This is a genomic window from Saprospiraceae bacterium, assembly GCA_016715965.1.
In the GTDB taxonomy this organism is placed as follows: domain Bacteria; phylum Bacteroidota; class Bacteroidia; order Chitinophagales; family Saprospiraceae; genus Vicinibacter.
In genome coordinates, this window is sequence record JADJXG010000001.1 from 3,573,236 (window position 1) to 3,599,625 (window position 26,390).

Annotated in this window: 22 protein-coding genes; 13 read left to right on the plus strand and 9 right to left on the minus strand. The window is 38.8% G+C overall.

All coding sequences use genetic code 11. The features are described 5' to 3' along the window. Positions 1 to 193 precede the first annotated feature (193 nt). The 4 genes from hppD to IPM48_13895 form a co-directional block, all read right to left on the minus strand. Positions 194 to 1,354, minus strand: a complete 1,161-nt coding sequence (gene hppD, locus IPM48_13880; GenBank protein ID MBK9272673.1) for a 4-hydroxyphenylpyruvate dioxygenase — start codon at positions 1,352 to 1,354, stop codon at positions 194 to 196. 38 nt (positions 1,355 to 1,392) lie between these two features. Further along, the gene (locus IPM48_13885; protein ID MBK9272674.1) at positions 1,393 to 2,571 is read right to left on the minus strand and encodes a homogentisate 1,2-dioxygenase; all 1,179 of its coding nucleotides are present in this window, start codon (positions 2,569 to 2,571) and stop codon (positions 1,393 to 1,395) included. Positions 2,572 to 2,753: 182 nt separating this feature from the next. Next, positions 2,754 to 5,222: a T9SS type A sorting domain-containing protein gene (locus IPM48_13890; GenBank protein ID MBK9272675.1), complete on the minus strand. Its 2,469-nt coding sequence runs from the start codon at positions 5,220 to 5,222 to the stop codon at positions 2,754 to 2,756. A gap of 14 nt (positions 5,223 to 5,236) precedes the next feature. After that, on the minus strand, positions 5,237 to 6,610 hold the full coding sequence (locus tag IPM48_13895; GenBank protein MBK9272676.1) for a hypothetical protein: 1,374 nt from the start codon (positions 6,608 to 6,610) through the stop codon (positions 5,237 to 5,239). 155 nt (positions 6,611 to 6,765) lie between these two features. Here IPM48_13895 and IPM48_13900 point away from each other — a divergent pair, with 155 nt between their 5' ends. The 12 genes from IPM48_13900 (at position 6,766) to IPM48_13955 (ending at position 19,378) form a co-directional block, all read left to right on the plus strand. Continuing rightward, a complete protein-coding gene (locus IPM48_13900) occupies positions 6,766 to 7,161 on the plus strand; it encodes a cytochrome c maturation protein CcmE (GenBank protein MBK9272677.1) in 396 nt (131 codons plus the stop codon). A gap of 6 nt (positions 7,162 to 7,167) precedes the next feature. Then, positions 7,168 to 9,990, plus strand: a complete 2,823-nt coding sequence (gene ccsA / locus IPM48_13905; GenBank protein ID MBK9272678.1) for a cytochrome c biogenesis protein CcsA — start codon at positions 7,168 to 7,170, stop codon at positions 9,988 to 9,990. Beyond that, entirely contained in the window at positions 9,957 to 10,775 is an 819-nt protein-coding gene (locus tag IPM48_13910) for a DUF2520 domain-containing protein (protein ID MBK9272679.1), read from the plus strand. Before ccsA ends, IPM48_13910 begins: the two co-directional genes overlap by 34 nt. After that, positions 10,772 to 11,017, plus strand: a complete 246-nt coding sequence (locus IPM48_13915; protein ID MBK9272680.1) for a hypothetical protein — start codon at positions 10,772 to 10,774, stop codon at positions 11,015 to 11,017. Before IPM48_13910 ends, IPM48_13915 begins: the two co-directional genes overlap by 4 nt. Positions 11,018 to 11,026: 9 nt before the next feature. Next, positions 11,027 to 11,605: a hypothetical protein gene (locus IPM48_13920; GenBank protein MBK9272681.1), complete on the plus strand. Its 579-nt coding sequence runs from the start codon at positions 11,027 to 11,029 to the stop codon at positions 11,603 to 11,605. Between the two features lie 234 nt (positions 11,606 to 11,839). Next, the gene (locus IPM48_13925) at positions 11,840 to 13,327 is read left to right on the plus strand and encodes an NAD(P)H-hydrate dehydratase (GenBank protein MBK9272682.1); all 1,488 of its coding nucleotides are present in this window, start codon (positions 11,840 to 11,842) and stop codon (positions 13,325 to 13,327) included. Between the two features lie 171 nt (positions 13,328 to 13,498). Continuing rightward, complete coding sequence (locus IPM48_13930; GenBank protein ID MBK9272683.1) at positions 13,499 to 14,470, plus strand: hypothetical protein; 972 nt, start codon at positions 13,499 to 13,501, stop codon at positions 14,468 to 14,470. 13 nt (positions 14,471 to 14,483) lie between these two features. Further along, complete coding sequence (gene kdsA / locus IPM48_13935) at positions 14,484 to 15,302, plus strand: 3-deoxy-8-phosphooctulonate synthase (GenBank protein MBK9272684.1); 819 nt, start codon at positions 14,484 to 14,486, stop codon at positions 15,300 to 15,302. A 6-nt stretch (positions 15,303 to 15,308) separates the two neighbouring features. Continuing rightward, on the plus strand, positions 15,309 to 16,862 hold the full coding sequence (locus IPM48_13940; protein MBK9272685.1) for an FAD-dependent monooxygenase: 1,554 nt from the start codon (positions 15,309 to 15,311) through the stop codon (positions 16,860 to 16,862). 505 nt (positions 16,863 to 17,367) lie between these two features. Then, on the plus strand, positions 17,368 to 18,090 hold the full coding sequence (locus IPM48_13945; protein ID MBK9272686.1) for a fasciclin domain-containing protein: 723 nt from the start codon (positions 17,368 to 17,370) through the stop codon (positions 18,088 to 18,090). A gap of 117 nt (positions 18,091 to 18,207) precedes the next feature. Next, a complete protein-coding gene (locus IPM48_13950; GenBank protein ID MBK9272687.1) occupies positions 18,208 to 18,912 on the plus strand; it encodes an SDR family oxidoreductase in 705 nt (234 codons plus the stop codon). A 7-nt stretch (positions 18,913 to 18,919) separates the two neighbouring features. Beyond that, positions 18,920 to 19,378, plus strand: a complete 459-nt coding sequence (locus IPM48_13955) for an SRPBCC family protein (protein ID MBK9272688.1) — start codon at positions 18,920 to 18,922, stop codon at positions 19,376 to 19,378. Positions 19,379 to 19,498: 120 nt separating this feature from the next. Here IPM48_13955 and IPM48_13960 read toward each other — a convergent pair whose 3' ends face one another. Further along, a complete protein-coding gene (locus IPM48_13960) occupies positions 19,499 to 21,040 on the minus strand; it encodes an acyl-CoA carboxylase subunit beta (GenBank protein MBK9272689.1) in 1,542 nt (513 codons plus the stop codon). Between the two features lie 171 nt (positions 21,041 to 21,211). Between IPM48_13960 and IPM48_13965 the strand changes: the two genes are divergently transcribed. After that, positions 21,212 to 21,730: a hypothetical protein gene (locus IPM48_13965; protein MBK9272690.1), complete on the plus strand. Its 519-nt coding sequence runs from the start codon at positions 21,212 to 21,214 to the stop codon at positions 21,728 to 21,730. Between the two features lie 14 nt (positions 21,731 to 21,744). Here IPM48_13965 and IPM48_13970 read toward each other — a convergent pair whose 3' ends face one another. From IPM48_13970 to IPM48_13985, 4 genes are all read right to left on the minus strand, one after another. After that, positions 21,745 to 23,016 carry a DUF4403 family protein gene (locus IPM48_13970; GenBank protein ID MBK9272691.1) on the minus strand — a complete coding sequence of 424 codons (1,272 nt, stop codon included), beginning with the start codon at positions 23,014 to 23,016 and terminating at the stop codon, positions 21,745 to 21,747. Between the two features lie 112 nt (positions 23,017 to 23,128). Then, positions 23,129 to 23,605 carry a nucleoside triphosphate pyrophosphohydrolase family protein gene (locus IPM48_13975; GenBank protein MBK9272692.1) on the minus strand — a complete coding sequence of 159 codons (477 nt, stop codon included), beginning with the start codon at positions 23,603 to 23,605 and terminating at the stop codon, positions 23,129 to 23,131. Between the two features lie 58 nt (positions 23,606 to 23,663). Next, on the minus strand, positions 23,664 to 24,878 hold the full coding sequence (locus tag IPM48_13980; protein MBK9272693.1) for a T9SS type A sorting domain-containing protein: 1,215 nt from the start codon (positions 24,876 to 24,878) through the stop codon (positions 23,664 to 23,666). 173 nt (positions 24,879 to 25,051) lie between these two features. Then, complete coding sequence (locus IPM48_13985; protein MBK9272694.1) at positions 25,052 to 26,347, minus strand: hypothetical protein; 1,296 nt, start codon at positions 26,345 to 26,347, stop codon at positions 25,052 to 25,054. Between the last annotated feature and the right edge of the window lie 43 nt (positions 26,348 to 26,390).

Sequence of the window (26,390 nt, forward strand, 5' to 3'; positions counted from 1 at the left end):
AATATATAGAATAATAATTAAAATTAAATTTTAATTACTCAAATCAAAACCCTTCCCTCGAAAGCTCATCAAATATCAGAAAATAAAAAGAAGATCAAATCTTAAATTGAAAATAAAAAAAGCCGGAACAAAGAAAAATTCTTCGCTCCGGCAAACTTTGTTAACAACTATTCCAACTGCTTTTAAATACTCCTCAAAGGGTCCCTCGTCTTGCTTGTTCCGCTTCAATACTTTCAAATAAGGCTTGAAAATTACCCTTCCCAAATGATCTTGCTCCTTTGCGTTGAATGATTTCAAAAAACAAGGTAGGGCGATCTTCAACAGGTTTTGTAAATATTTGCAGTAAATATCCCTCTTCATCTCTGTCCACCATAATGCCCCACTTTTTCAATTCATTGAGATCCTCTTCAATGACACCAACCCGATCTTTTACAGTGTCATAATATGTTCCAGGCACATAAAGAAACTCAACTCCTCTTTTTCTCATCTCACTGATGGTAAATATGATATCATCTGTTGCGACAGCGATGTGCTGGCATCCCGGCCCTCTGTAAAAATCGAGATACTCCTGAACCTGAGACTTCTTCTTGCCAACTGCTGGTTCGTTGATTGGAAATTTAACAAACCCATTTCCATTGGACATGACTTTACTCATTAAAGCCGTATACTCCGTTGAAATGTCCTTGTCATCAAAAGTGATCAGGTTTGCAAACCCCATTGTTCTTGCATAAAAATCGGCCCACAAATTCATTTCCCCAAGCTCAACATTGCCAACCATGTGATCAATGTACTTGAGACCTGTAACACCCGGTTGATACTCAGATTGAAATTCAACAAACCCAGGTAAAAAAGGGCCTTGATATTTTTTTCTTTCAATAAATAAATGCACGGTATCTCCATAAGTATGAATGCCGGATCTTCTGATGATTCCATTTTCATCCTCATCTGTTTCAGGGGAGATATAGGGTTTTGCTCCTCTACTAACCGTTTGATGGAAGGCATCGTATGCATCGTCCACCCAAAGGGCGATTACCTTTACACCATCTCCGTGTTTCTGGAGATGTCTGGATATTTCGCTTTCGGGTTCGAAGGGTGTGGTTAAAACCAACTTGATTTTGCCCTGCTTAAGAACATAGGAAGTTCTGTCTTTGCATCCTGTTTCCAAACCTCTATAGGCCAAATCTTGAAAACCAAAAGCCGTCTTGTAGTAATAAGCTGCTTGTTTGGCATTGCCAACATACAATTCCACATAATCTGTACCATTGATTGGTAAAAAATCAGAGGCTTTGTCAAAAATTTTTTGTGATTCGGAGTACTTAAAATTCTGAACATGGGTTAAATCCAAGGTATCCATAATCATTGATTGTTGATGAATAATTAATATTTTTTGTATTATACCATTGACCATTCAGGATGAATCATCCAAGATTTATAGTAATCTTTCATTTCCAATGCCTGAGCAACTTCTGTAATCTTAACTGGTCTGAATGGATCAATCATAACTGCCAGTTCGTTTGTAGATTTCTTACCAATGCTCCGCTCAATAGCCCCCGGATGCGGTCCATGAGGAATACCACCTGGATGCAAGGTAATCTGCCCTTTTTGGATATTGTTTCTGCTCATAAAATCACCATCCACATAGTATATCAATTCATCACTGTCTATGTTGCTATGGTGATAAGGGGCGGGTATGGCATCCGGATGATAGTCGTATAGTCTAGGCACAAATGAACACACCACAAACTGCTTACTTTGAAAATGTTGATGAATGGGCGGAGGCATGTGGATTCTTCCTGTTATGGGTTCAAAATCAAAAATAGAAATGGCAAATGGGTAGCAACACCCATCGTATCCTACGACATCAAAGGGATGAGTACTGTAGATATAAGGGTAAATCAAGCCTCTTTTCTTTATATTAATTTTAAAATCACCGATTTCGTCATGGGTTTCAAGTTCTGCTGGCACTTTGATGTCTCTCTCACAATATGGAGAATGTTCTAAAAACTGACCATCGCGGTTGCGGTATCTATCCGGAAATTCAATTGGGCTAAATGATTCTATGAAGAGAAATCTATTCTGCTCTGTATCGAACTGAATATCATAAACTGTTCCTCTTGGAATTATAAGATAATCACCATAACTAAATGATATTTTTCCGTACATACTCCTTAAGGTTCCACTTCCCTGATGAATAAAAATTAATTCATCGGCATCAGCGTTCTTAAAAAAATACCCTATTGTTCCTTTTTTGGGGGCTGCCAATCCGATGTGTAAATCATCATTGACGAACAAGATCGCTCTGGATTGCAGGTAATCTTCATTGTCTGGCAAATCAAACCCCAGATAAGATCTTGCCTGTAGATTGTCTTCGATGGCCACTTTGGGTCTTGCCGAATAGGGTTTGCCAAATTCTTTCACCATGGTAGGTGGATGAAGATGATATACCAGAGAGGACAAGCCGGAAAAACCTTCTGTTCCAAAAAGTTCTTCGTGATAAAGGCTACCATCGGCTTTTCTGTTGACGATGTGACGTTTGATGGGAACCTTGCCCACAGATCTGTACATTGGCATACGCTATACTTAATATGCTGCAAGATTAAGGTAAGAAGACTGGAAATGTAGTGATCTAAGTCATTCAACAAAATGACTTTTATATTCAGAATACCATCTGAATTTCAAAAATTCTAAAATAGATAATTCCTATTGAATCAAGGGATTCCTATTTCGAAATGAGGAAGACGATATCCACTGAATTACAATTTGACCATCTTTCGATAATATTGACGGCCACCTGCCTCAATCTGAACAATATAGACACCACTAAAGCTTAAATCTTCAGAGGGAAACGCAAATCTCATTCCTTCTTTCAACAGAGGTCTATAACTTTTCAAAAATTGGCCATCGCTTCTAAACAAATTTATTTGGACCAATTCAAGGTTATTTTTAAAATGAAATGGAATCAGACCAACATCGTCTGAAAAAGGATTTGGATAAATGATCCATTGAGGTTCGATATCGTTTGGTGATTCCAGGACAATCGAAGTCTCAATAGAAGAACTTCCACCATCATTCTCCAAAATCTCCTTTGATCCAACTACTTCCTGATATCTCTCCTGGATAGAATTGCAATTTGATTTTGGTTGAATAGAACTCAGCATAAAAGAAGGGTCACCAGCTGATTGGGTTCTCGCGGGGCATGCCCTTAAATAACGGCCATACCATACACAGTCTCCTTTGCGAACTTCAACGGTTAGCTGATTGTAATAAGGTCCCATCATCATCACATGGGAGCCTGATCCTCCCGTAGACCATTTGATCTGATAGTCTGATGGATTAATAAGTTGCCCATTTTTTTCAAAAAGGGCAATGATGTATTCACAATCGTTCAAACAAATCGACTTACAGATTGATGGTGGAAAATTAAGATTGTTCTGGATATCATAGACATCATCACAGGATGACAATATAAAATCCAACTCATCACATGGTCCGGAACAATCCAATTTTGCTACACCGTGAATTCTCCTTTGACAAATATCAGCGAATTCGATGCTTTTGGGAAGTCCTTTTTTCCAGGAATAAATTTTAGAGGTAAGGCTGTATTCAGTTCCTTTGGCTACTACAATTGGATTTTGTTCCCGGATAGAATACGGAGATTGAGTGGCCGTGGCTTTGAGGTTCCAAAACAATTCATGTCTGCGGGCCATTGGACGTACAATATTTCCATTGGCGTCTTCAACTGTTAATTCGACAGAACCCCCCGGCAAACAGCGTTCTCGAATGTTGACTGCACAACTATCTAATAAGCATGGGCTTACTCGCACCAATACAGAATCTATTCTTTCACATAAATCGTCCTTGGTCAATAATTTATACCAGGTATCCTGAGAAGGAAAAGCAATAGGATCTGGACAATTGTCACAACTCAATCCTGCGGCGGGTTGCCACTCAAACTTCAAACCAGGTATAAAATTTTTAACCAACCGAACGGAGTCTCCTTTGCAAATTTTTATGCTGTCAGAAGTCCATTTGGGTGAATAGCTCCTAAAATTAATCAGACGCTCAATTGTATCTCGACAACCTTCTCTGGATTCCGCAAACAATCGCACGCGCAACACACCAGAATCTCCCAATACAACAGCTGGGTTTTGCAGTCCGCTTGTTTGTGTGTTGCCATTCCATTGGAAAACCCAATGGGTCAAACTGAGTGATGAATTGGGTGCTGAAGACTTATTGGTAAATTGGATTCTGACAGAATCTTCACAGTTATTTAATTCATAATCAAAATCTGCAATCGCATTTGATACACAACTTCTGACATTAATCTGAAATTCTCTTTGCAACTCCGATAATAAAACTCCCTTTCGGTATTCTCGGACACAGTAAGCCACAAGATACTGTGTAATAGGGGGTTCTACATAGCCTGTCATCCGCCCTGAGGATATATGGATGTTTAATTTTGGATTGCCTCCAATCACATCAGCAAGGCTATAAGGAGCTTTAAAGGCTACAAAAGCATAAGGCGGATTGGATGGTGGATCAGGTCTTGGGTTGGCCTGATTGGCACCGGTGAGTGGATTGCATATTTCATAAACCAAAGAATCACCATCTGGATCTGTAGCCCTAAGGTTGAAATTCAAAGGTGCGTCCCCACATACATAGACAGGAGGCCAATCATTGAGCAGAGGGCTGGAATTACACTGCATTAAAGCTTCTGCCGTAATTCTCACTGTGAAGGTAGAGCCAACCGTTAGGGGATCGATGATATTGGATATGGTGAAATTTCTACAACATCGCTGGTATGCCAAAATATAACCTTCAGGTCTAAAAGGCAAAACTACTGTATCTGTGTAGGTTGTTGTGTGAACGCAAATATTTCCACCTATGATTCCACATCGGGTTGTTACCACTTCATTGAGTGTATCATCAGGCCGGAAGGGCATTTGGAGCACACCCAATCTTGCCAGTTCGGTCCTTAGAACTCCATTACCATCAAATATTCCCAGAGCTGCCGGATCATCAAATTGCGCACCAGGGTTGCCATTGATACAATCCCTTCTGACGGTCAGTGAGATAGCATATCGGTCATTTCCCAAACAGCGATAGGTAATGTCTCCCCCCACAATATGGGTCGCTAAAAGTTGAGGTTTAAAAATAGGAACAAAAAAGAAAAATCCAATCCATAAGTACAGTGGTCTAAATAATGTTTCAGCTATTCTCATTTTAAAATGGGGACTTAATTATTAATCCGAATCAGTTTTTTGGTGCGCAGGATTCTTTGGTATTCATCATAAATGCGAACCAAATAAATCCCGGGAGCTAAAAAATTCAAATCAAAGTCGGCAAACGCTTGATCCTCTTTGATATCAAATAACATTCTTTGTCCAAGAAGAGGATAAATTCCTATTGTTTTGGGTTTGAGAGAGGCATCCCAAATCATCCTGAATTCACCAAAATTTGGATTGGGTATCAGACTTACATCTGCTTGTGGGTCAGGCTCATCCACCCGTGAAGGTTCGTTCCAGCTCACCAGCCTTTTGCGGCGATTTTCGATCACATTTCTCATAAAATCAACTTGTTGTGGAGTAAAAAGAACCTGGCAGCGTTCTTCTGAATAGTCCATATAATTTTCCCACATATCGGGTAGATCCGGATTGCCGTCCACACAGGTGTTTTTGCTTAAGCTACATCCAGTTGTCTGAGAATTTCCACCACAATAGGGAGTATCATCCATGCCATCATCTTCCCGATTACCTTGTGTGTTAGTGCAGGAAGGTGTGCCGAGCAATGGATTACCTTTGTCTGCCCAAATATGCCGGAGACCCAAATAATGTCCGATCTCATGGACCAATGACCTACCACGATCTGCAAGTGAAAATGCCGATGGTAGTTTTGCAAAATGTGGATTGTTGTCGCCAATAAAATGATATTGCATCACAACACCGTCCGCTCCAACTCCTTCAAGCGCATTTGATGGCCAATTTTGTAAATTAGCAGGTGGTGTTGCAAAACCAATGACTGATACTTGCTCGACACCCAAAAAGTTGAGCGGCATGTGTACCACCCAAATATTCAAATATCGATCCACTGGCCAAGGGTCGCTACCACCTTTTGAGGATGATTTCATATCAATATTGATTCCAGCCAATGGGTTTATGGTAAAACGAGTAGAGGTGGATTTACGAACAATCCCATTGCTTGGCTTTCCCTGAGGATCTGTATCAGCAAGGTAAAACTCGATTTCACTATCGGTGACTTCTAATCCAAAAATTGGTCTTAGCTGGTTGCGATCCGGATTTTGACCTCTGAATGCCTCATTCAAAATCTGTACCTGTCGTGAGATACAAGAGTCAGGAATATTCTGATCTGGGACCGAACTTCTCCACACCACATGAAAAACTACAGGGATTCTATAAACCTCCGGGGTCCGGCTGGTCATTGTGTTTTTTGACTCTATAAAGGCTTCCCTAATTGCTTCCTTGTATCCTGGATTCAGATTTTCACCATGATCCAAAAGTCTTTGGTAACCGCAAATTTCAGGTAATGTCTGAGATATTGCATTCAGAGAATAGGCAATACAGAATAAGAATAAGTAAAGATGTTTTTGCATAAGCGGACCACTTTAAATGACAATGATACAATTTATCTACTAAACGCTGCTCTTATTTAACAAAATTTTATTCAAACAAGCTGTATTCATTTATCCTCGTTTAAAGCATTTCATAAATTCAAACCAAATTGGCCATATGGCGTTATCTTTGAGTTATGAAGAGAAATTTATTGTTTGGCCTGGTCTTAATCGCTGCAGCAATTGCTGTTTTGATTTCGGCTTCCCGGGATATCACCAGTTATTCTGATTTTGAGGAAGCCCGCATTACAGGTAAAACATTAAAAATTGTTGGTGAACTGGCCAAAGATAAAGAAATGGAATACGATCCTGTGAAAGACCCCAACCATTTTAGTTTTTATGTAACAGACAAATCAGGTAAAACTGCACAAGTAATCTTAAAAGCAGCCAAACCTCAGGATTTCGAACTGTCAGAGCAAATCGTAGTAACCGGCAAAATGGATGACAAGGGTGTTTTTATCGCCAAAGATGTGCTCCTAAAATGTCCCAGCAAATACAAAGACGAAGAAATTTACATCAAAAGTGAAAGTTAATTACCCATGCAGTCCATCCAATATGTCGGTGAACATTTATGGGTTCAATCTTTAGGGCATTTTTTAATTCTTGCGGCATTCTTCTCTGCCGCTTATCTCATCATTGCCTCCATCTCCTTTTTAAGAGATCAAAAGAATTCTGTCAGCTGGTCAAAGTGGTTTAAGGCTATCTGTATATTTCATGCCTTTGTGGTTTTTTCTATCATTGGATTGATGCTTTTTATGATGTCCAACAAATGGTATGAATACCATTATGTTTGGGAACATGTCTCCGATGATTTACCGATGAAGTATATCCTTTCTGCCTTCTGGGAAGGACAGGAAGGATCATTTCTCTTGTGGATGTTTTGGAATATCGTGCTGGGATTTTTTCTCTTGCGAAAAAAGGATGAATTTGTAATTACCAACATTGGAATTTTGGCTGGTGTACAACTTATTCTTCTCAGCATGATTCTAGGTGTATATATCGGAGAGATTCGCATTGGCAGCAATCCATTTTTGTTATTAAGACAAACCATGGATATTCCACTTTTCAACAATGCAGAATACGTTTCATTAATCAAGGGCAACGGGATGAATCCCTTGTTGCAAAATTACTGGATGCTCATACATCCCCCAACCCTTTTCCTAGGTTTTGCATCTGTGGTGGTTCCTCTTTGTTACGCCATGTCAGGTTTGTTTCATAGAAAATATTTGGATTGGTTAAAACCTGCTCTCCCCTGGAGTTTATTCTCTGCATCCATCCTCGGATTGGGGATTTTGATGGGAGGAGCCTGGGCCTATGAAGCATTAAGCTTCGGTGGATATTGGGCCTGGGATCCGGTCGAAAACATGTCTTTGGTACCTTGGCTGATATTGGTGGCTGGTATCCATTCTCATTTGATCGCACTGCACACCGGTTATTCTGTAAAAGCAGCTTTTTTATTTTATACATTGTCTTTCGGAATGGTCGTATATTCCACCTATCTGACCAGAAGTGGTGTGTTGGGAGATACAAGTGTACACGCATTTACTGGTCTGGGACTTGGCTGGCAGTTGATCTTTTTTATTGCGGCCACCATTCTAATTCCTGTTATTCTGTATTTTTTACACAAGAATAAGATTCCATTCATCAAGAAGGAAGAAGAAATCAGCTCAAGAGAATTCTGGATGTATATCGGAGCGCTTTCTCTGTTATTTAGTTCGGGTTTGATTAGTTTTACCACAAGCATTCCCGTGTATAATAAATTACTTGATTTTTTTGCCGGATTGGCTGGAACAGATCTCAGCAACTGGCATAGAAGTGCACCTGTAGATGTAGTTGCACATCACAATCGATTTCAAATCTGGATTGCAGTCTTGCTCGGATTACTAATGGGATGCACTATATTTCTGCGTTATGTGGGTCAAAAAGAATTAAATTTTAATAAATCCTTCTGGAAAGAGATTGCACTTGTAGGAAGTTTTTCAGCGGCATTGACTTTAATTTGTCTATCCGCATTGGAAAGAATAAACACAGCCCTCACGGTGTTAATTTTCGCTGCATGGATTTCTTTTGTCGGGAGTATTTGGTACTTTTTTAAGTACATGCGAAAAAATCCAAGGTCCTTTGGATCGCTCATTTCACACAGTGGATTTGGTTTGTTAATTTTGGGCATCGTCTTTTCTGGTGTCAATCGAAAAAATCTTGTGCCGGATTCCTTTTTCCAAGAAGACTTCCTGTTTGCAGATGATCCTGAAGCAGCTGGCAAGCATTTTTTACTCATAAAAAATCAAGCCAAATTGGTGAATGATTATCTTATTGAATACAAAGAAGACAGTATCTACTCTAGGTTTAGGGATTACACGATAGCATTTACAAAAACGGACTCCAGCCTTCAGAAAACCAGTGTGTTTTACACCCATCCACAAATTCAGTATGATAACAAACTCACAAAGGTTGCTGCATCCAACCCATCGATCAAAAGATACCTTCACAAAGATATTTTTACTTTGATCGCGCAAATACCGGCCGTTCATACTGATGCAGAATCCGCGCAAAAAGCGGAAGACAGCCTTGAATATGAAAAATATGACATAAATGCCGGAGATACCTCTTTTGGTAAAAAATATTATTTTATTTTAAAACGGATAAACTCTGAATTCCACCCAAGCAGTTTTGAATTGCAAAAAGGGGACATTGGATTTGAAGCCGAAATAGAAATGAAATCCCTTGAAGACAGTCAATCGGTATTTCTTAGACCTGGTATTGTTTTTAGGGGAAATACAATGTTTCGATTCCCAGCCCAAGCGGAAAACAAAGGAGTTAAAATCAATCTTGGAGAAACTGTTTTCGACGCTGCATTTTCTGAAGATTCCAGCACCCATTATAATGACTTCCAATTAAAAGAAGGTGAGTCCATTCAAGTAGATAATAAAAAAATTAGTTTAGTCGGTTTTGATAGAGAACCTTCCTCACTTTATTTGTCAGACAAAAAGGAAGATGACATTGTGATAGGTGCAAAAATAAAAATTGAATGGAAAGATCAAACAAGAGAGGTTCTTCCTATCTACTTAATAAGGGGTCAAACCATTATTCCAGTTCCAGATAGAATGACAAATCCTTACATCACTTTATATTTTACGAAAGTGGATCCTGACAAAGGTGAAATGAGTTTCAGATATTATGAAAACAAGAAGTTTGAAAAAATTCCGTTGGAGATCGCTGAAAACGCTCCCAGAACTGACTATCTGGTGATGGAGGCCATTGTGTTTCCAGGCATCAATCTTGTTTGGCTGGGTAGTCTCATGATGATTGCCGGATTAATGTACGGCGCATGGATCAGAAAACAAAGAGGACCTCACAAATGATTTTAAGTGCCACTGTCATCGGAAGCGGAAATGTGGCAAAGGCTCTATGCCCGAGATTAATCGAGACTGGAATAAAAATACAACAAATATTCTCAAGAAAAACCCCTGAGTCAAATTCATTTTGCAGTCTGATGGATGAAAATAAAATTGAACTCATCAATGATCTTGAAAGAATAAAACCAAACGCTGATATTTATATTCTCGCTGTCAAGGATGATGCCATCAAGGAGGTGTCCGAAAAACTAAGTCAGGTTTTACCAAGTGAAAAAATCATTGCCCATCTTTCGGGATCAAGTGGTTTGGAATTAATCTCTGAACATTTTAGTTGTAAAGTATGTATCTGGCCAATGTACAGTTTTAGTGGTACGGAAGTTAACTGGCAAATCATTCCTTTGTTTGTTAGCAGTAACCAAGCTGAAGATCCAGAAATTATAAGATTTGTGCAAAAAATTTCCTCCTCAACGTACTTGGTCACAGATAAAGATAAATTGAAAATTCACATTGCCGCGGTATTTGCCAATAATTTTAGTAATTATAATTTGCGAATTGCAAAAAACATTTTACAAAACAACCAAATTCCTCTTTCTGTTTTTAAGCCGATGATGGATGGGATGATATCCAAAATATTTGAATCCGGACCTGAGAAAACACAGTCAGGACCAGCCATGCGAAAAGATTATAAAACCATACAATTGCAGGAAGAATATCTCCAAATTCATTTTCCGCAATTTGCAGCTTTGTATAAGCTATATTCTGATTTAATTTCTTCAAGCCACATATCATGAGATTATTAGGACAGGTTCCTCATGCCAATCTTATTATCAGCATCTTTAAATCCAATCAAAAGATCATCATCAAATTTGAGATTGGACCTTTCGAACAAACTTATAAATTCCTAGAAACCTCACAACTTGCAGATTTCGATTCCGCATCCAAACTAATCAACGAAGAATGGATCAAGGATGTTTTTACCATTTTTGATTCAATGAACCATAAATATAAACAGATTTCAACACAAATTATTTAGACTCAAAATATGATTGGAACGAAAACTTTTTTAACTTGGAAAGTTGTCATCATCTCCACATTTTTATTTTTTTCCAGTTGCCTGGAAGATCCTACCTTGCAGGAGGTCGAAACTGAAATCAAGTTAAGGTACTTATCCGGACCCCTGGCTGGAGTTGAGTTTGCCATAACAACGGGATCGGATCCTAATGGCGATCTCCAGTTTCTGCCCTCAAAAAACATTACCAGGGTATATTGTCAGCCTCTACAAGAATATTTTTCGAATCGACTTAAAACTTCAAGTTCTATCAACTTTGCGTGGGAAGGAATTCCATCCACAGGTGAAAAACTCGCTGTAAATGCTAACAATCCAACAGAACAGTGGGCTGGGGATATCGATATTGGTCTAAACAATGGAGACTATATTACAACCAGTATTCCCAAAAACACAAAGCTGCAAATAAACAAATATCCATTGGCGGGTGAACTAGTGGAGGGACAGCTAAATTTTTCTTCTTTTACAAATTATAAGTGGGAAGGAATTACAGGACAGATGGTAATGGCTGTTTATGTTGAGTTTAAAATCGTCCGATCAGCTGATGGACAGTAAGTTTCTAAAATTGTCTACCCAATAATTCTCAATCCAATCCCAATCGTTTGGCTTTTCATTAAAGTACACAACGATTACTCACTCATATTGAACGCCGCCAAATCATTTTATCTAAAATACAAAATTTCTTTTTGGATTTATTCCAAACAAATCGTCTGAAGTGTCAGAATAAAACTCCAATCTAAAACCCTGTTGAATTACAGGATTCAATTAATTTTGACTCAAACTTAAAAAATGGCCCTCAAAATATTCAATCCAGCTCAAATCAAAAAGATTGAACAGGAATCAATTCGCTTACAGGGCATTTCTACAGATCAATTGATGGAAAGAGCAGGACAGGTGTTTACCGATTGGATGGTTAAAAAATGGAATTCCGCCGAAGTGCATATATTCTGTGGAAGAGGTAACAATGGAGGAGATGGTCTTGTCATCGGTAGGTTATTGAGCCAACGGTTTTGGAAAGTAAACATTTGGTTGCTGCCATGGGAATCCGAATCAAGTCCTGATTTTCAACTCAATTTTCAAAGGCTTAATCTTAAGCAAGGTATCGTCCTAAAAAATGAGTTTTCAAATAGTGAAATATTAACCATCCAGCCTGATGCACTGATCATAGATGCTATCTTAGGGACAGGTACAAATCGGACAGTGCATGGCCATTTAAAAGAAACAATTCAAACCATTAATCGTCTACCCAATCTAAAAATTTCGGTTGATATTCCAAGCGGACTTCTACCTTGCGATAACAGTCTGGGTGTAGCCATAAAATCTGACTGGACTTTGACGTTTGAATATCCCAAACTTGCCTTTTTAATGCCTGAAAATGAACCTTACGTCAAAAATTGGGATGTCGCTTCCATTCAATTATCAAAACAAGCAGAAATTAATGAAACAATTAATTTTTATGTTACAGAAAAAAAAGATGTCCAAAAAATGTGTCAGCCAAGATCCAGATTCGCTCACAAGTACCAATGTGGACAGGCTGCAATACTTGCGGGTGCTCCTCAAATGTGCGGCGCCGGTATTTTGAGTGCCGATGCTTGTTTGCGCAGCGGAGCAGGATTGGTCACCTTGATCAGCTCAGAACAATGCAAATCTGCCTTATTTTCCAGAAAACCCGAGATCATATTTGCAATTTCCAGTGAACTGGATTCCATAAATTGGGAAAAAGTCCATGCACTTTGTATTGGACCAGGTCTAAATCAAAAAATTCTTCAAGATTTTTTTGCAAATGGTCCGCCTCATGTTCCATTGGTCGTAGATGCTGAAGCCATCCGATTTTTGGCAAAAAATCCAGAAATCCTTGGTCAGTTACCCAAAAACTCTGTTTTTACACCCCATACCGGAGAATTGTCTGATCTATTAGGAGACCGAGTCAACTCCTTCCACCTACTTAATAAAGCAATGGATTGGTGTACAAGTCATGGTCATTACATGGTATTAAAAGGTGCTTATAGCGCTTGCATTTCACCAGATAAAGAAACATGGTTTAATCATACAGGAAATCCCGGTTTGGCCACCGCGGGGAGTGGGGATGTTCTAAGTGGAATTATCACTGGTCTTTTGGCACAGTCCTATCCGGTATTTGACGCCATGCGATTGGGAGTGTGGTTACATGGATTGTCAGCTGACCTGGCTTTGGAAAACGAATCTGAGGAAAGCCTTAATGCAGGAGATCTCATCAAATATCTTGGCCGTGCTTATAAAGATTTAATGTCCGCATGAAATGTAACTGAAAGATCGTGAATTCGGTTTCCCGGGAATTAAAATAAAAACAATCGTCAATGCATTTCTATCTGTCTTATAGATCATTGCAATATAATACCGGAATATTTAACCAATCCGTCGATTAACCCCTATTTTTGAGCGATTTTTATAAAGTTTAAAACTTACAAGTTGGACTCAACGCCGGATATTAACTACCTGCTTTGGTGGCATGTCAATCAATATGGTTGGTTGGATATGCCTGGAATCGGGTATTTTACATCAAGGAAAACTGAGGCCAATATTGACCACCAGAATCAGTTGATTTATCCCTCTGGTCTGACCCTCACCCTCACTTCTGATCAGGTACAGAGAGCTGATGAAATGATAATGAATATCCACAGAGAAACTGGTTTTGAGACCCAGATCCTGGAAGCACAATTGGCAGACCTTTGCGGAATACTCACAAGAGAATTAAAGGAACACAGCAACGCAGAATTTGAGCCTTATGGTCTCTTAAAAATAAACGATACAGGTGAGGTGAAATTCTCTCCTTCCGATTTTAATCTTCACAAAGATTTTCTTGGACTTGGTCCCGTTACCCTGACTCCACTGATGATGATCTATCAGAAATCTGAAGAACCTATCGTTCCGATAAAACCTATGGTAAAGAAAAAAGAACCCAATCTCAAATGGCTCTACTATCTATTGGCCATTTTGTGGATATTGTTTTTAATTCTACTACTTTGGCCTTCAGGTCCTCAAAAATCCAATCCCATTGTTCAATCTCCAATGATTGAAGATCCAGCGGTCAAATCATTTGATAGCAATGACAATTCTGAAATCTTTTCTTCCGATACCATTGTAGCGGACACACTATCCTTTGAAAAGGAAGTGGAAATCGTGGAAGACAATATCAATCAGGTGAATGAAGAGGTGATGGGAAAAACTTGTGTGATTATTGTAGGCTCCTTTCTTAAAAAGTCAAATGCCATAAGAATGCAAGAAAAGGTGAGTGAAGATGGATATCAAGTATATACTGAATTATATGGCGATTTTAACAGAGTAGGCATTCAATTTGATTGCTTTCATCAAAAACTGGAAGAAGTTCTTGAGGAATTAAAACAAAAATACCATCCGGATTCCTGGATATTAAAACACTAAATCAAATATACCCATGTCAAAATGGAATTCTATTGCTGAGATTACAAAATCCAATAAAGACTCCTTTTTTTTAATTGCTGGACCATGCGTGGTAGAATCAAAAGAGCTCTGCTTTCAGGTGGCAGAACAGATGATCGAAATTTGCAAGAGACTTTCGATTCCCTATATTTTTAAAGCGTCTTACCGAAAAGCAAACCGCTCCAGAATTGATTCATTTACCGGAATTGGCGATGCTGAAGCATTAGCAGTTTTAAAAGAAATTGGTACAAATTTTGGTATCCCTGTCACTACTGATATTCATACAGAAGAAGAAGCTGTACTTGCAGGCCAATTTGTAGACATTTTACAAATTCCTGCTTTCTTATGCAGACAAACCAGCCTTTTGGTTGCAGCTGCTCAAACAGGCAGAATTGTCAATGTTAAAAAAGGACAATTTATGTCTCCTGAAGCCATGATTTATGCTGTAGATAAAATACGGCAGTCCAGTAAGGCGGAACCTTGGTTAACGGATAGAGGATCTTGCTTTGGTTACCATGATCTTATTGTAGACTACAGAGGAATTCCGACCATGCAATCCTTTGGAGTGCCTGTCATCATGGATTGTACACACGCCCTGCAACAGCCCAATCAAACCATTGGGGTCACCGGCGGAAGACCCGATCAAATACCTACCATTGCCAGAGCAGCGATTGCTGTTGGTGTAGATGGAATTTTTATTGAAACACATCCAAAACCTTCGGAAGCAAAATCTGATGGTGCGAACATGTTGCCTTTGGATCAAATGGAAGAACTACTAACTCGTCTTGTAAAAATCAGAAAGGCCATCCTTTAATGATCTATGGCTTTAACATTAGATACAAAGATTCCCCATCAAAAAATTCACGATGCGCTTTGGTTAAAAGCACATATACAAGACAAGCTTAAACTAAAAGAAAATTTTAGTTATAAAATTGTCAGAAGAAACATTGATGCGAGATTTCAACAGGTTCAATACGTTTTAAGAATCGAGGTTGATCTTGAAAATAAAATTCAAAATAATTACAAACCACTCGAAAGAATTTTCCCAAAATTTAAATCTCAAAATCCGGTTTTAATAGTGGGAGCAGGACCTTGCGGTTATTTTGCAGCATTGCATTTATTGACCAAAGGAATTCGTCCAATCATCATTGATCGCGGCAAAGATGTGCAAAGTCGCAGAAGAGATTTAAGAGCGATCCAACAAATGGGCATTGTAAATCCTGAATCCAATTATTGCTTTGGTGAAGGTGGAGCAGGAACCTATTCAGATGGAAAATTGTACACCCGATCCAACAAAAGAGGTGACATTATGAATGTATTGGATTGGTTGGTCGCCCATGGCGCCACCGATGACATATTGGTAGATGTACATCCGCATATCGGTAGCAATAAGTTGCCAGCAATATTGGCAAGAATGAGACAAACCATTTTACAACATGGTGGTGAAATCCATTTTAATACCAAAATGATTGATTTTAAAATAGTCAATCAACAAATCAAAAGTGTATCAACCAACAAAGAAACTTTTGATGTAAGTCATTTGATTTTAGCTACCGGGCATTCTGCAAGAGACATTTATTTACTCTTACAGAGCAAAGGAATCTTGATTGAGACCAAAGCTTTTGCCCTCGGACTTAGAATCGAACATCCGCAGTCCATCATTGACCAGGCACAATACCATTGCTTCCCTCGTCCTTCTACCATTCCACCAGCTGCGTACGGTTTGAGTGCTCAAGTAGATCAAAAAGGTGTTTTTTCCTTTTGCATGTGCCCGGGAGGTTTAATCATTCCTGCGGCTACAGCTCCGGGAGAAATTGTAGTAAATGGGATGTCTTTGTCTAAAAGAGATTCAGCTTTTGCCAATAGTGGCGTAGTCACTTCAGTCGATCAGTCAGACTTTCAACCCTTTGAAAAGGAGGGTCCATTGAAGGGAATGTTTTTTCAAGCAGACATAGAGAAACAAATGTTTGGTGCTGGAGATGGAACTCAGAAAGCACCGGCTCAAAAACTGCTTGACTTTATTGCAGGAAGAGAAAGTAGTTCTCTTCCCAACAGTTCCTATATACCCGGTTTAATCAATGCCCGATTGGATGAACTTTTACCACAAACCATCAGCCACAGGTTAAAACAGGGATTGCGTATTTTTGGAAAAAAAATGCAATCCTATCTATCTCAAGAAGCGGTGTTGGTTGGGACAGAATCTCGTACAAGTGCACCTGTGAAGATTCCAAGAGATTCTGAAAGTTGTGAACATCCACAAATCAAAGGACTATTCCCTTCGGGTGAAGGCGCCGGATATGCCGGAGGCATCCTCTCTGCGGCCATGGATGGTATTAGAGTGGCAGAAGCTATTGCAAAAAATACAAATCAGTAAAAACAGAAATTTATTCATACATTAAATTCTGAATTGGTAAAACCTGGTGGAGTTGTAGCTTATTCATATTCAGTTGATCAATTAAGCCAATTCTTAAAAATTAAAGAGAAAAATAAAGTCAATCCGGCTTAACGGTTCTAATCAAACCTCCATCAAGATATCTTAGATTCATAAATAGCATAAGGCTCCATTGGAAAATAATATTTCTGCCTTTTCCATCGGTATAATAAAATATTATCGGTGACATTTGACTAAAATGATTCAATGGCCTAGCTACTTCAATTTTCTAATGAAGAGTTCAAAATCAGTTTACAATATACATTGAGAGTATAACTTATTTCTTGCATAAAAGACCTTCCATTTCGATATTAAAAAAAAGCAAAAATTTAAATTTTTTGTTAATATTATTAATCTTGTTTAATCTTTTTGTTATTTTGTTAAACAATAGTATGGTTTTTAAATTTAGGTTTAGGTAGTTTAAATTAATCACTTTAAATCTAACTTTATGAAATGGATCTCCTTTTTTCTCCTTAGCTTTCTTTTTACAATCAATTTATTGGGGCAAAATAAGGTTTACGACATGATTGCCTCCTCCCCGGATCATACCATTCTCGAAACCGCTATTGACCTGGCTGGGCTAAAAGATGCGCTCAATGGTGATGGACCTTTTACCGTCTTTGCTCCAACGGATGCAGCCATTCAAGCCTTACCAGAAGGTGTTCTTGACGCTTTACTTGCTGACCCAAGCGGTGCATTAAAAGACATTCTATTGTACCATGTAGTCGGAGCACAGGCTCTTTCATCTGATCTCAGCAACGAGCAGGAAATACAAACACTTCTTGCGAATAAAAATGTGCGTGTGACGATCCGTGCAGAAGGCGTTTTTATCAATGATGCCAAAGTTATTGTTGCAGATTTGGTAGCGGACAATGGTGTGATTCATGTGATCGATGCGGTTTTAACTCCTATTACCTCATCTGTAAACAATCTCAATGTCAATGTTAATATATACCCCAATCCTTTTACTGAGTTTATACACATCGATTTTCCCAATCCTTCAGCTCAGACTTTAAAGATTGAATTACTGGATGTTCAGGGAAAATTGATTCAGTCTTTCAATTCAGGTTCAACGACTGAGCGGATATATGTAAAAGCTGCGCCCGGAACCTATATACTAAAGATAGTGAATCAAGATGCACAACAGGAATTTAAGCTTATCAAAAAATAAAAAACATTGATTTTGTAAATAGAATAAGTTTAAAAGCTTCGGAAAAAATCCGGAGCTTTTTCTTTGAAATTTAATTTTTAAATTTAAAAATATATCATCCATTCTTAAATAGAAATCATGGTTCAGAATAAGAAATATTTAATCATTGGAGCCTCCTCAGGAATCAGACTTGCTATTTCAAAAAAACTATCAGAGAATGGCGCTCATGTGTTGGGTACTTATTTTAAAAATAAAAAGGAAAACATGCATGCTGGTCTTGAGTATCATTACTTAGATGTAATGGGGCAAGAATTTGATCCAAAATATTTAGATGATTCATTGAATGGACTGGTCTATTGTCCCGGAACTATTTCTCTCTTACCCTTTACTCGAATAAATCCCGAAAAATTTCTTGAAGACTATCAATTTCAGTTCCTTGGATTGATTCGTTCGGTACAAATGGCCATACCCTTTCTCAAAAAATCTACTCAGGCATCTGTAATCTTCTTTTCTACGATCGCCGTTCAAATTGGTATGCCTTTTCACAGTATGGTTGCAAGTTCAAAAGGAGCCATTGAAGGATTGACACGTTCACTTGCTGCAGAATTTGCTCCGCAAATCAGGTTTAATTGTATTGCTCCGGCATTGGTGGAAACTCCATTGGCCGCTTCTCTACTCAATACCGAAGAAAAAAGAATGAACCTCGCACTAAAAAATCCTTTAAAACGTCTGGGGCAACCAGAAGATATTGCAGAAATGACATGCTTTCTTTTGTCAGAGAAGTCTTCCTGGATGACAGGACAAATTATTCATTTAGACGGAGGTTTCGGATCAATTAAATAATCAAATGATGGCATTGCACCAACTTACTTTTGAACAAAAAATACCCACTGAATTGAATTCATTGTGGGAATTTATTAGCTCTCCCATGAATCTTGCAAAAATCACTCCCACATCCATGGATTTTAGAATATCAAAACCTTTGACATCAGATTTAATCTACCCTGGAATGATCATTACATATCAAGTGTCACCTCTATGGGGAATTTCTATGGAATGGGTCACAGAAATAACACAGGTAGTTGAAAAAAAATACTTTGTGGATGAACAAAGGAAAGGGCCCTATAAGATTTGGCACCACGAACATCATTTGATACCTCAAAATGATGGCATTTTGATGCGTGACATAATAAGTTACCAAATACCCTTTGGTCCTCTTGGAGATCTATTAAATGTGATGATGATCCAAAAAAAAATCATCGATATATTTAAGTATAGAGAAGCTAAGTTAAAAATATTTTTTCCATGAGCTTTTCTTTTTACATATGATTCACAGATGATTTTCCATTGATCATCGTTTATATTTCTGAGTATAAAATCTTAAAAAAAGAGCTTTTCCAAATTTTCGACTTCAATACATAATTAAAAATCACAACGGAATATTCCCATGCTTCCTCCTTGGTAGATGATCCACCTTATTTTCAAGACTGGAAAAAGCCCTGATTAGTTTTCGCCGGGTCTCATCGGGATGGATGACTTCATCGATAAAACCGCGTTCGGCAGCAATGTAGGGATTGGCAAATTTTTCAGCGTATTCTCTTTCCTTTTTAGCGGTGGTAGCAGCCGGATCTACAGATGCATCTATTTCTTTCTTAAAAATGATTTCGCTGGCTCCTCTTGCACCCATCACTGCAATTTCTGCGGATGGCCAGGCAAAATTAAAATCAGCTCCAATATGCTTTGAATTCATCACATCATAAGCTCCACCGTAGGCTTTGCGGGTGATCACGGTAATTCTTGGGACGCTGGCTTCGCTAAATGCATACAATAATTTAGCCCCATTGCTGATAATGCCATTCCACTCCTGGTCGGTGCCCGGTAAAAATCCGGGTACGTCTTCCAAAACCAACAAGGGTATGTTAAAGCAATCGCAAAAACGAACAAAACGGGCCGCTTTCTTAGACGAATTGACATCAAGACATCCTGCTAAAACCATGGGTTGGTTGGCAACTATGCCAATTACTTTTCCGGCCAATCTTGCAAAGCCAACGATGATGTTTTCTGCATACTGTTCGTGAATTTCAAAAAAACTGTCAGGATCTATAATTGCTCTGATCAATTCTTTCATATCATAAGGCTGGTTGGAATTTTCAGGAATCATTTCTGCCATATTGGACAGCAATTCTACACCTCCTGTCCAAGGTTTGTCAAGGGCTTTGTCCTCGCAATTTTGCGGCAGGTATGAAAGCAACCTGCGGAGTTTTTCCACACATTCAAGATCATTTTGGGCGGTGAGATGGGTCACTCCCGATTTGGAAGCATGGACCGCAGCTCCACCGAGGCCTTCGGAGCTCACCTCCTCATTGGTAACGGTTTTGACCACGTTTGGACCGGTGACAAACATATAAGATGTTTCTTCAACCATCAGGATAAAATCCGTCATTGCCGGACTATAAACCGCACCTCCGGCACAGGGCCCCATGATGGCTGAAATTTGAGGAATGACTCCGGATGCTCTTGCGTTTCGGTAAAAAATATCGGCATAGCCTCCCAAGGACCTGACCCCTTCTTGGATTCTTGCGCCACCGGAATCGTTTAACCCAATTACAGGAGCACCGTTTTTCATGGCGAGATCCATGATCTTGCAAATTTTTTCAGCATGTGTTTCCGAGAGTGATCCTCCAAAAACTGTGAAATCTTGAGAAAAAATATACACCAGACGACCTTCAATGCTGCCATATCCGGTCACCACTCCATCTCCGTAAAACACTTGATCCGACATGCCAAAGTCAGATGTGCGGTGCGTCACCAGCATTCCTAGTTCTTCAAAACTGCCGGGATCCAAAAGCAATTCAATCCTTTCTCTCGCCGTCAATTTTTTCTTCCTGTGCTGAGCTTCAATTCTATCTTGCCCGCCTCCCAATTGAGCTGCGGCTTTTTTCTGTTCCAATTCTTCAATTTTCCTGTGCATCATATCAATGGCAAAGTTATACAATTTAGGCGGCAACCATTGCTTTGACAGTTGATCAATTGGTATAATTTTATCACTTTAAAGTCAGGTTTGATAAATTCTAGACTTTTGGCTTGGTGAACTTATGGTCGAAATTATAATTTATAAACCTTGTTTTCCGTTGATTCCTTCATGAGAAATGCCATTGATTTTAATATAAATCTTATTTTGGTTTTACTTCTGCTGTCAGATCCTGTATCTGCTCAAAGATATCAAACTGCCATCGGAATGAGAATGGGAAATGATGTTGGCCTGAGCATACAGCAAAAGATTGCTAAATACTGGACATTGGAAGGAATCGTCACCAGTACTTTTCAAAATCAGGATTTGGGAATTAAATTATTGGCGGAAAATCACCATCCTGTATTGGGAAAAAGATTCAACATGTATTTTGGAGCAGGCCCTCATTTGAAATATATTTATGACAGTACTGAACATCTGCTGCCAGGTTTAGGAATGATTGCAGGGTTGGAAATAACTGTTGGCAGACTGAATGCTTCTTTGGATTTTCAACCATCTTTTCAATTTGATAAATCAGACAGATTATTTATTCCAAGCACCGCAATGAGCATCCGATATGTTTTGTTCAAGCAAAAAAAGAAGGAAAGAAAAACATATTTCAGAAAAAACAAAAATAAAAAAAAACATTAGGATCCTTGAAATTGTTATCTCCTGATCAAAGCAGGTACATCAATATAATCCACTTTCGCCTTCAGTCTCAAATCAGCCCTGACTGTAAAATACATCCTTTTGTCTTGTATCCAAAAATCCCTGATCATAAAATGATCAATGCTCCCGTTTAAAGCTATTCCATTGCTGATAGATTGATTGTTTATAAATTGTTCGGAAGTGCTTATATATTCTAAAATAAAGGAATTTAATTGCAATTCAAGTGCTTCTTTAGAAACCTTCTCCACCTTATTTTTAAATACAGCAAATAGTGATTTTGACAATCCTTTCCCGGCCAAAATATCGAGCCTGAATTTATCCAATTCTATTTTCTTCGAATCATCTGAGAAAACAGGAGTAAAATGAAGTCTGAATTTTCCCCTAAAATCTCCTGTAGTTTCAAATATTGCTTCGAATCGATCTTCAATTCCATCCAGAAAAAGATTATAGATTTTTATTTTGGCCATAGAGCTTCCAAATTCCTGAGTGAGCAATTGTTCTCTCAAAATTTGTTCTAGATAGGCAAGTGGAATTCTGGATTGAATGGCAAAAACTGAACTGGTATCAGCATACGGTCGGGTGGAAAAGTCCAAACTATACGGTCGCCCTGATATCTCTGATTCGGAAATCAAATTTTCCAGATAAAAAACAGCAGGCAATGTAATGTATTTATCATCCATGGTTAAAGGTCCGATAGCGAATTCCTGTGGAGAAACAAATACCTTTAATATTCCATCTTCCGAAGTGTAAAATGGATTCTTAAAATAAGCAATGACTTTACTGCCAATCTCCTTAAGATTTGCTGATGTCATAATCTGTTGGTCTATGTTCTGTACAAGTTTAGTTTTATATTTCTTGATCAATTGGTTTGCAATCAATTCTACAGGAACAGACATCCCCAAAACCTTAACTGATGGTGATTTGATCCAATGATATTCCACCAACTCTGTTTTGCTGAGGAATTGATTGTTAAAAACATCAACTTTGGTGTTAAGATGGAGTTCCAGGGTACCTGTGGCTTTCATATTTTGAAGTTGACCCCTATGCTTTATTTCCAACTGCAGCGGAATGTTAAAATGAATTTCATTCCCCACCGCTTGAACATCTGTATTCTCTTCAGCCATGATATGACAAAGAAATCCGCCATCCAACAGTAAATCATCTTTGAAAATATGGCCCATTAGTTGCCTGGTGGACCTGTTGAGTTCGGATCGTGAAATCAGCACCGGAAGATGGATGACACTTAGAGGGATCTGCTCAATATTCATGCTGAGAATTTGTTTCGGTGGAATAAGCTTTCTCTTGCATGAAGAAAAAGAAAATAGAAAAACCAGGGCACCGAAAATACATAAAATTTTTAGATTCATTGCACTGTTGTCTTCAGACAACTTTAAGTTGAGCTGGACTGTAAGAAATAGATTTTAACACTTTTCCATCCTCTTTGCGATAGACAAGAAACTTATCTTCCTTTTGGACTATTTCAGAAATGGTTTGTTTTTCTTCTAGATATTTTGATTGCGTGGCCAATGCTTCCTCATAATTATTGCAAGCTTTACTCATATTGGACCTCTGAACTTCGTCAAAGAGAGATTTAAACTGGCTTCCTAAACCAAACTCCAATATCGCTCCGGACAAAACATATTGCAAATCACATAGAGCATCAGCAATTTCTGTCAGATCCTTATCTTCAATGGCCTGTCTCAATTCCTTCAATTCTTCTTCAAGCAACGAAAGCCTGAGATCGCAACGCTCTCTGGATGGAATCTGCGCCCTGCTCAGGACAGGCATGTCAAACAAATCGTGAAATGCAGCTACGTCGTTGAGTGCTGTGGGTTCTTCAAAATGATGATCAGACATAAAGAAAAATGATTGAATGGATAAAACCCAAAGATAGCATGGAATGCCAGAACCTATCTCAATGGGAAACCAAAATTTTCCGGGACTTCCATTCTCCATTGATCCAAACGGAAAAAATATAAATCCCAGGAACCAGGGAACTGATATCTAATTTACCATTGGCAGGAAGAATCATCTGCTCATTCTTACCATAAACATCGGTGACAACAACAGGAAATGATAAATCCAGATTAGCATGATCCAAATAAAGAAATTGATTTGCTGGATTGGGACTTAAGAAAGCAGGATCCTCCATTAAGATTTGTGAATTGGACAGATCGTCGAATTCATACATCCACAAATCTTTTACATCTCCTTCATCAGGAGTCCCACAGGTGAGAAACAATTTGTGACCAATCATAAAAGATCCTGGTGCCCATCTACCTGAGCCGGGATGTGCAGGAAGGTCTGTCCAGCTATTACTTGTTGGATCGTATTCCCAAAATTCGCCCGTTCTGAAATTCTGATGGTCCTCTCCTTGTCCGCTCAATAAATATCCTTTGCCATTGTAGCTGAATTGTGTACCAGCTACCCGACCTTGTGCAGGCAGAGAGGCCACCTGTGACCATAGTTTATTGGCAGGATCGTAACGATACATGTCTTTGTAAATATTTGGTCCGCTGTGACCAAATCCTACATAGACATACTCCCCGATTTCAAAATAAAACGGATGATGTCTTTTCGGGCCTGGAAATGTATCGAGCTGTGTCCACATTTTCTCTTTCAAATCATACTCCCAAAAATCCCGCAAGTCTCCTGATTGCGCTCCTCCGGCTGCCAAATACAACTTGCCTTTATGGGCCAGAAAGGCAGGATGCGCTCTCGGTTCACAAGGACAGGATGGAAGTTCGGTCCATTGTTCTGAATCAGGATCAAATTCCCACAAATCTCTTAAAAAACCCACCTCTGGATTGATTCCGAAACCCAAATATGCTTTGCCTTCATAGGCCAAACCATAGGCGTAACCCCTTGCCAATCCAGGAAACGTATCCAATTCTTCCCAAGAGTTTAGTTCAGGATCGTATCTCCAGACATCTTTTAAAAAAAGTGAATTGGTAATCGTATTTCCAGTTGTTACGTAACCTTTGCCGTCCAGGCTAAAAGTAACCGGATGATTGCGCGCTTGAGCCGAACGAGGCATGGTCTCCATTCTTGTCCAACTCCGCAGCTGCCCTATAACAGGATTGACAAAAAATCCTATGATTCCTAAAAAGTAAAAAAGCCTCTTCAACATATCCTATTGTTTAAGCGGTATTAACATATAAAAACAAAGGAATGTTTTACAACCTAAGATCAAGGCTGGTTTTTCGAAAATAAACTTCTTAACAAGTCTTGATCATTGTTGTAAATTAAGAAAAAAAAAGCGGGACTTGCCCGCTCTCATTTATATTTGTTCAAAGAATGATTTTATTTTTTGAGTGCTTCAATTCGTTCTTTATATTGGTTTGACTTTGTGAAGTCTCCTTTTTTTGCGTAAATTTCTTTCAAAGCCACCAAGGTATTCAGGTCGTTTGAATCCATTTTAATGGCGGATTCAAAATACGGTAGCGCTTTGTCAAAATACACAAACATTTCTGCTTTTTTTGCCTCGTATCTCTTTGTACCTTCTTTGGTGTAATCATTGGCAAGTTCATTCATATCTTTCGATATGATGGCGGCTTTGTTGTAATACAATGCCCCAATGCTATAGGTAGCATTGCTGTTATTGGCATCCTTTTCCAAAACCTGTGAGTAATATTTCAAACTTTCATTAAAATATTCTTCCGCCTTCGTCTGATCCTTGTTTTCCCACGCCTTTTGGCATAGGTTGTCATAAACGTTTCCAAGTGTGTTGTAAATGGATAAATTATTGGGCTCCTTGGCAATGGCAAACTTTAATTTATCAATCAGTTCGTTTAATTTTCCTTTCTTTAGAAAATGATTGATTTCTGCAAATAGCAAATTGGTTTCATTGGGATATTTACCCCTGCCCTGATCGAGGTATCTCTCTGCCTTGGGCTCATCAGTAGTCGCAAAAATATTGTATAGACTTTCATATACTACAGAACCTGCACCTGTACTGTCATTGTAGTTGGCTGCAGCCAGCTCTTCAAAATAAATCCCTGCTGCCTTGTTCTGTTTGGCGCCTAGAGCACAAACTGCAGCAATGTATTTCTGACGGTTGATGTCATCCTGACTTTGCAAAATAGCTTTTCCCCCATTGGAGACAATTAAGGTGTTTGCGATAATAACTCCTTCAAAATTTTTGTAAGCACCATTGAGATCTCCTGAATTGTAAAGAACCGATCCAAAATTATTGAGATACTGCACGGTTTCATTCAAAGCTTCATTGATGTCTTTTTTCTCAAAGCTTTTGATGGCGAGTTCACTGGCCCTTTTCAATGCTTCCAAAGCAGTGACAGCAGCCATTGGATATTCAAGTTTGGATTTAGGGTTTACGACGAGCTTTACGTTGTCCGTACCGGCAAGCTCATTGTACACCTTTCCCTTGGTAACCCAGGTCTTGTACATACCACTAACACCCTCATCCAGGACAGCGGCATCGATCAGCTGTCTGGCTTCCTTCAGCTTATCTTCATTGTTGCGGGTATCCAACAAATAAATACCCAAAAGGCGATCTGCTTTTTTTACATCCTTCTCTGGTTCTTGCGCCCATATATTGATCGAAAATACCAGCGCTATGACAAACAAAACATTTTTCATTTTTATTGATTTTTTAAACTTTAATTGCTTAGACTTTCAAACA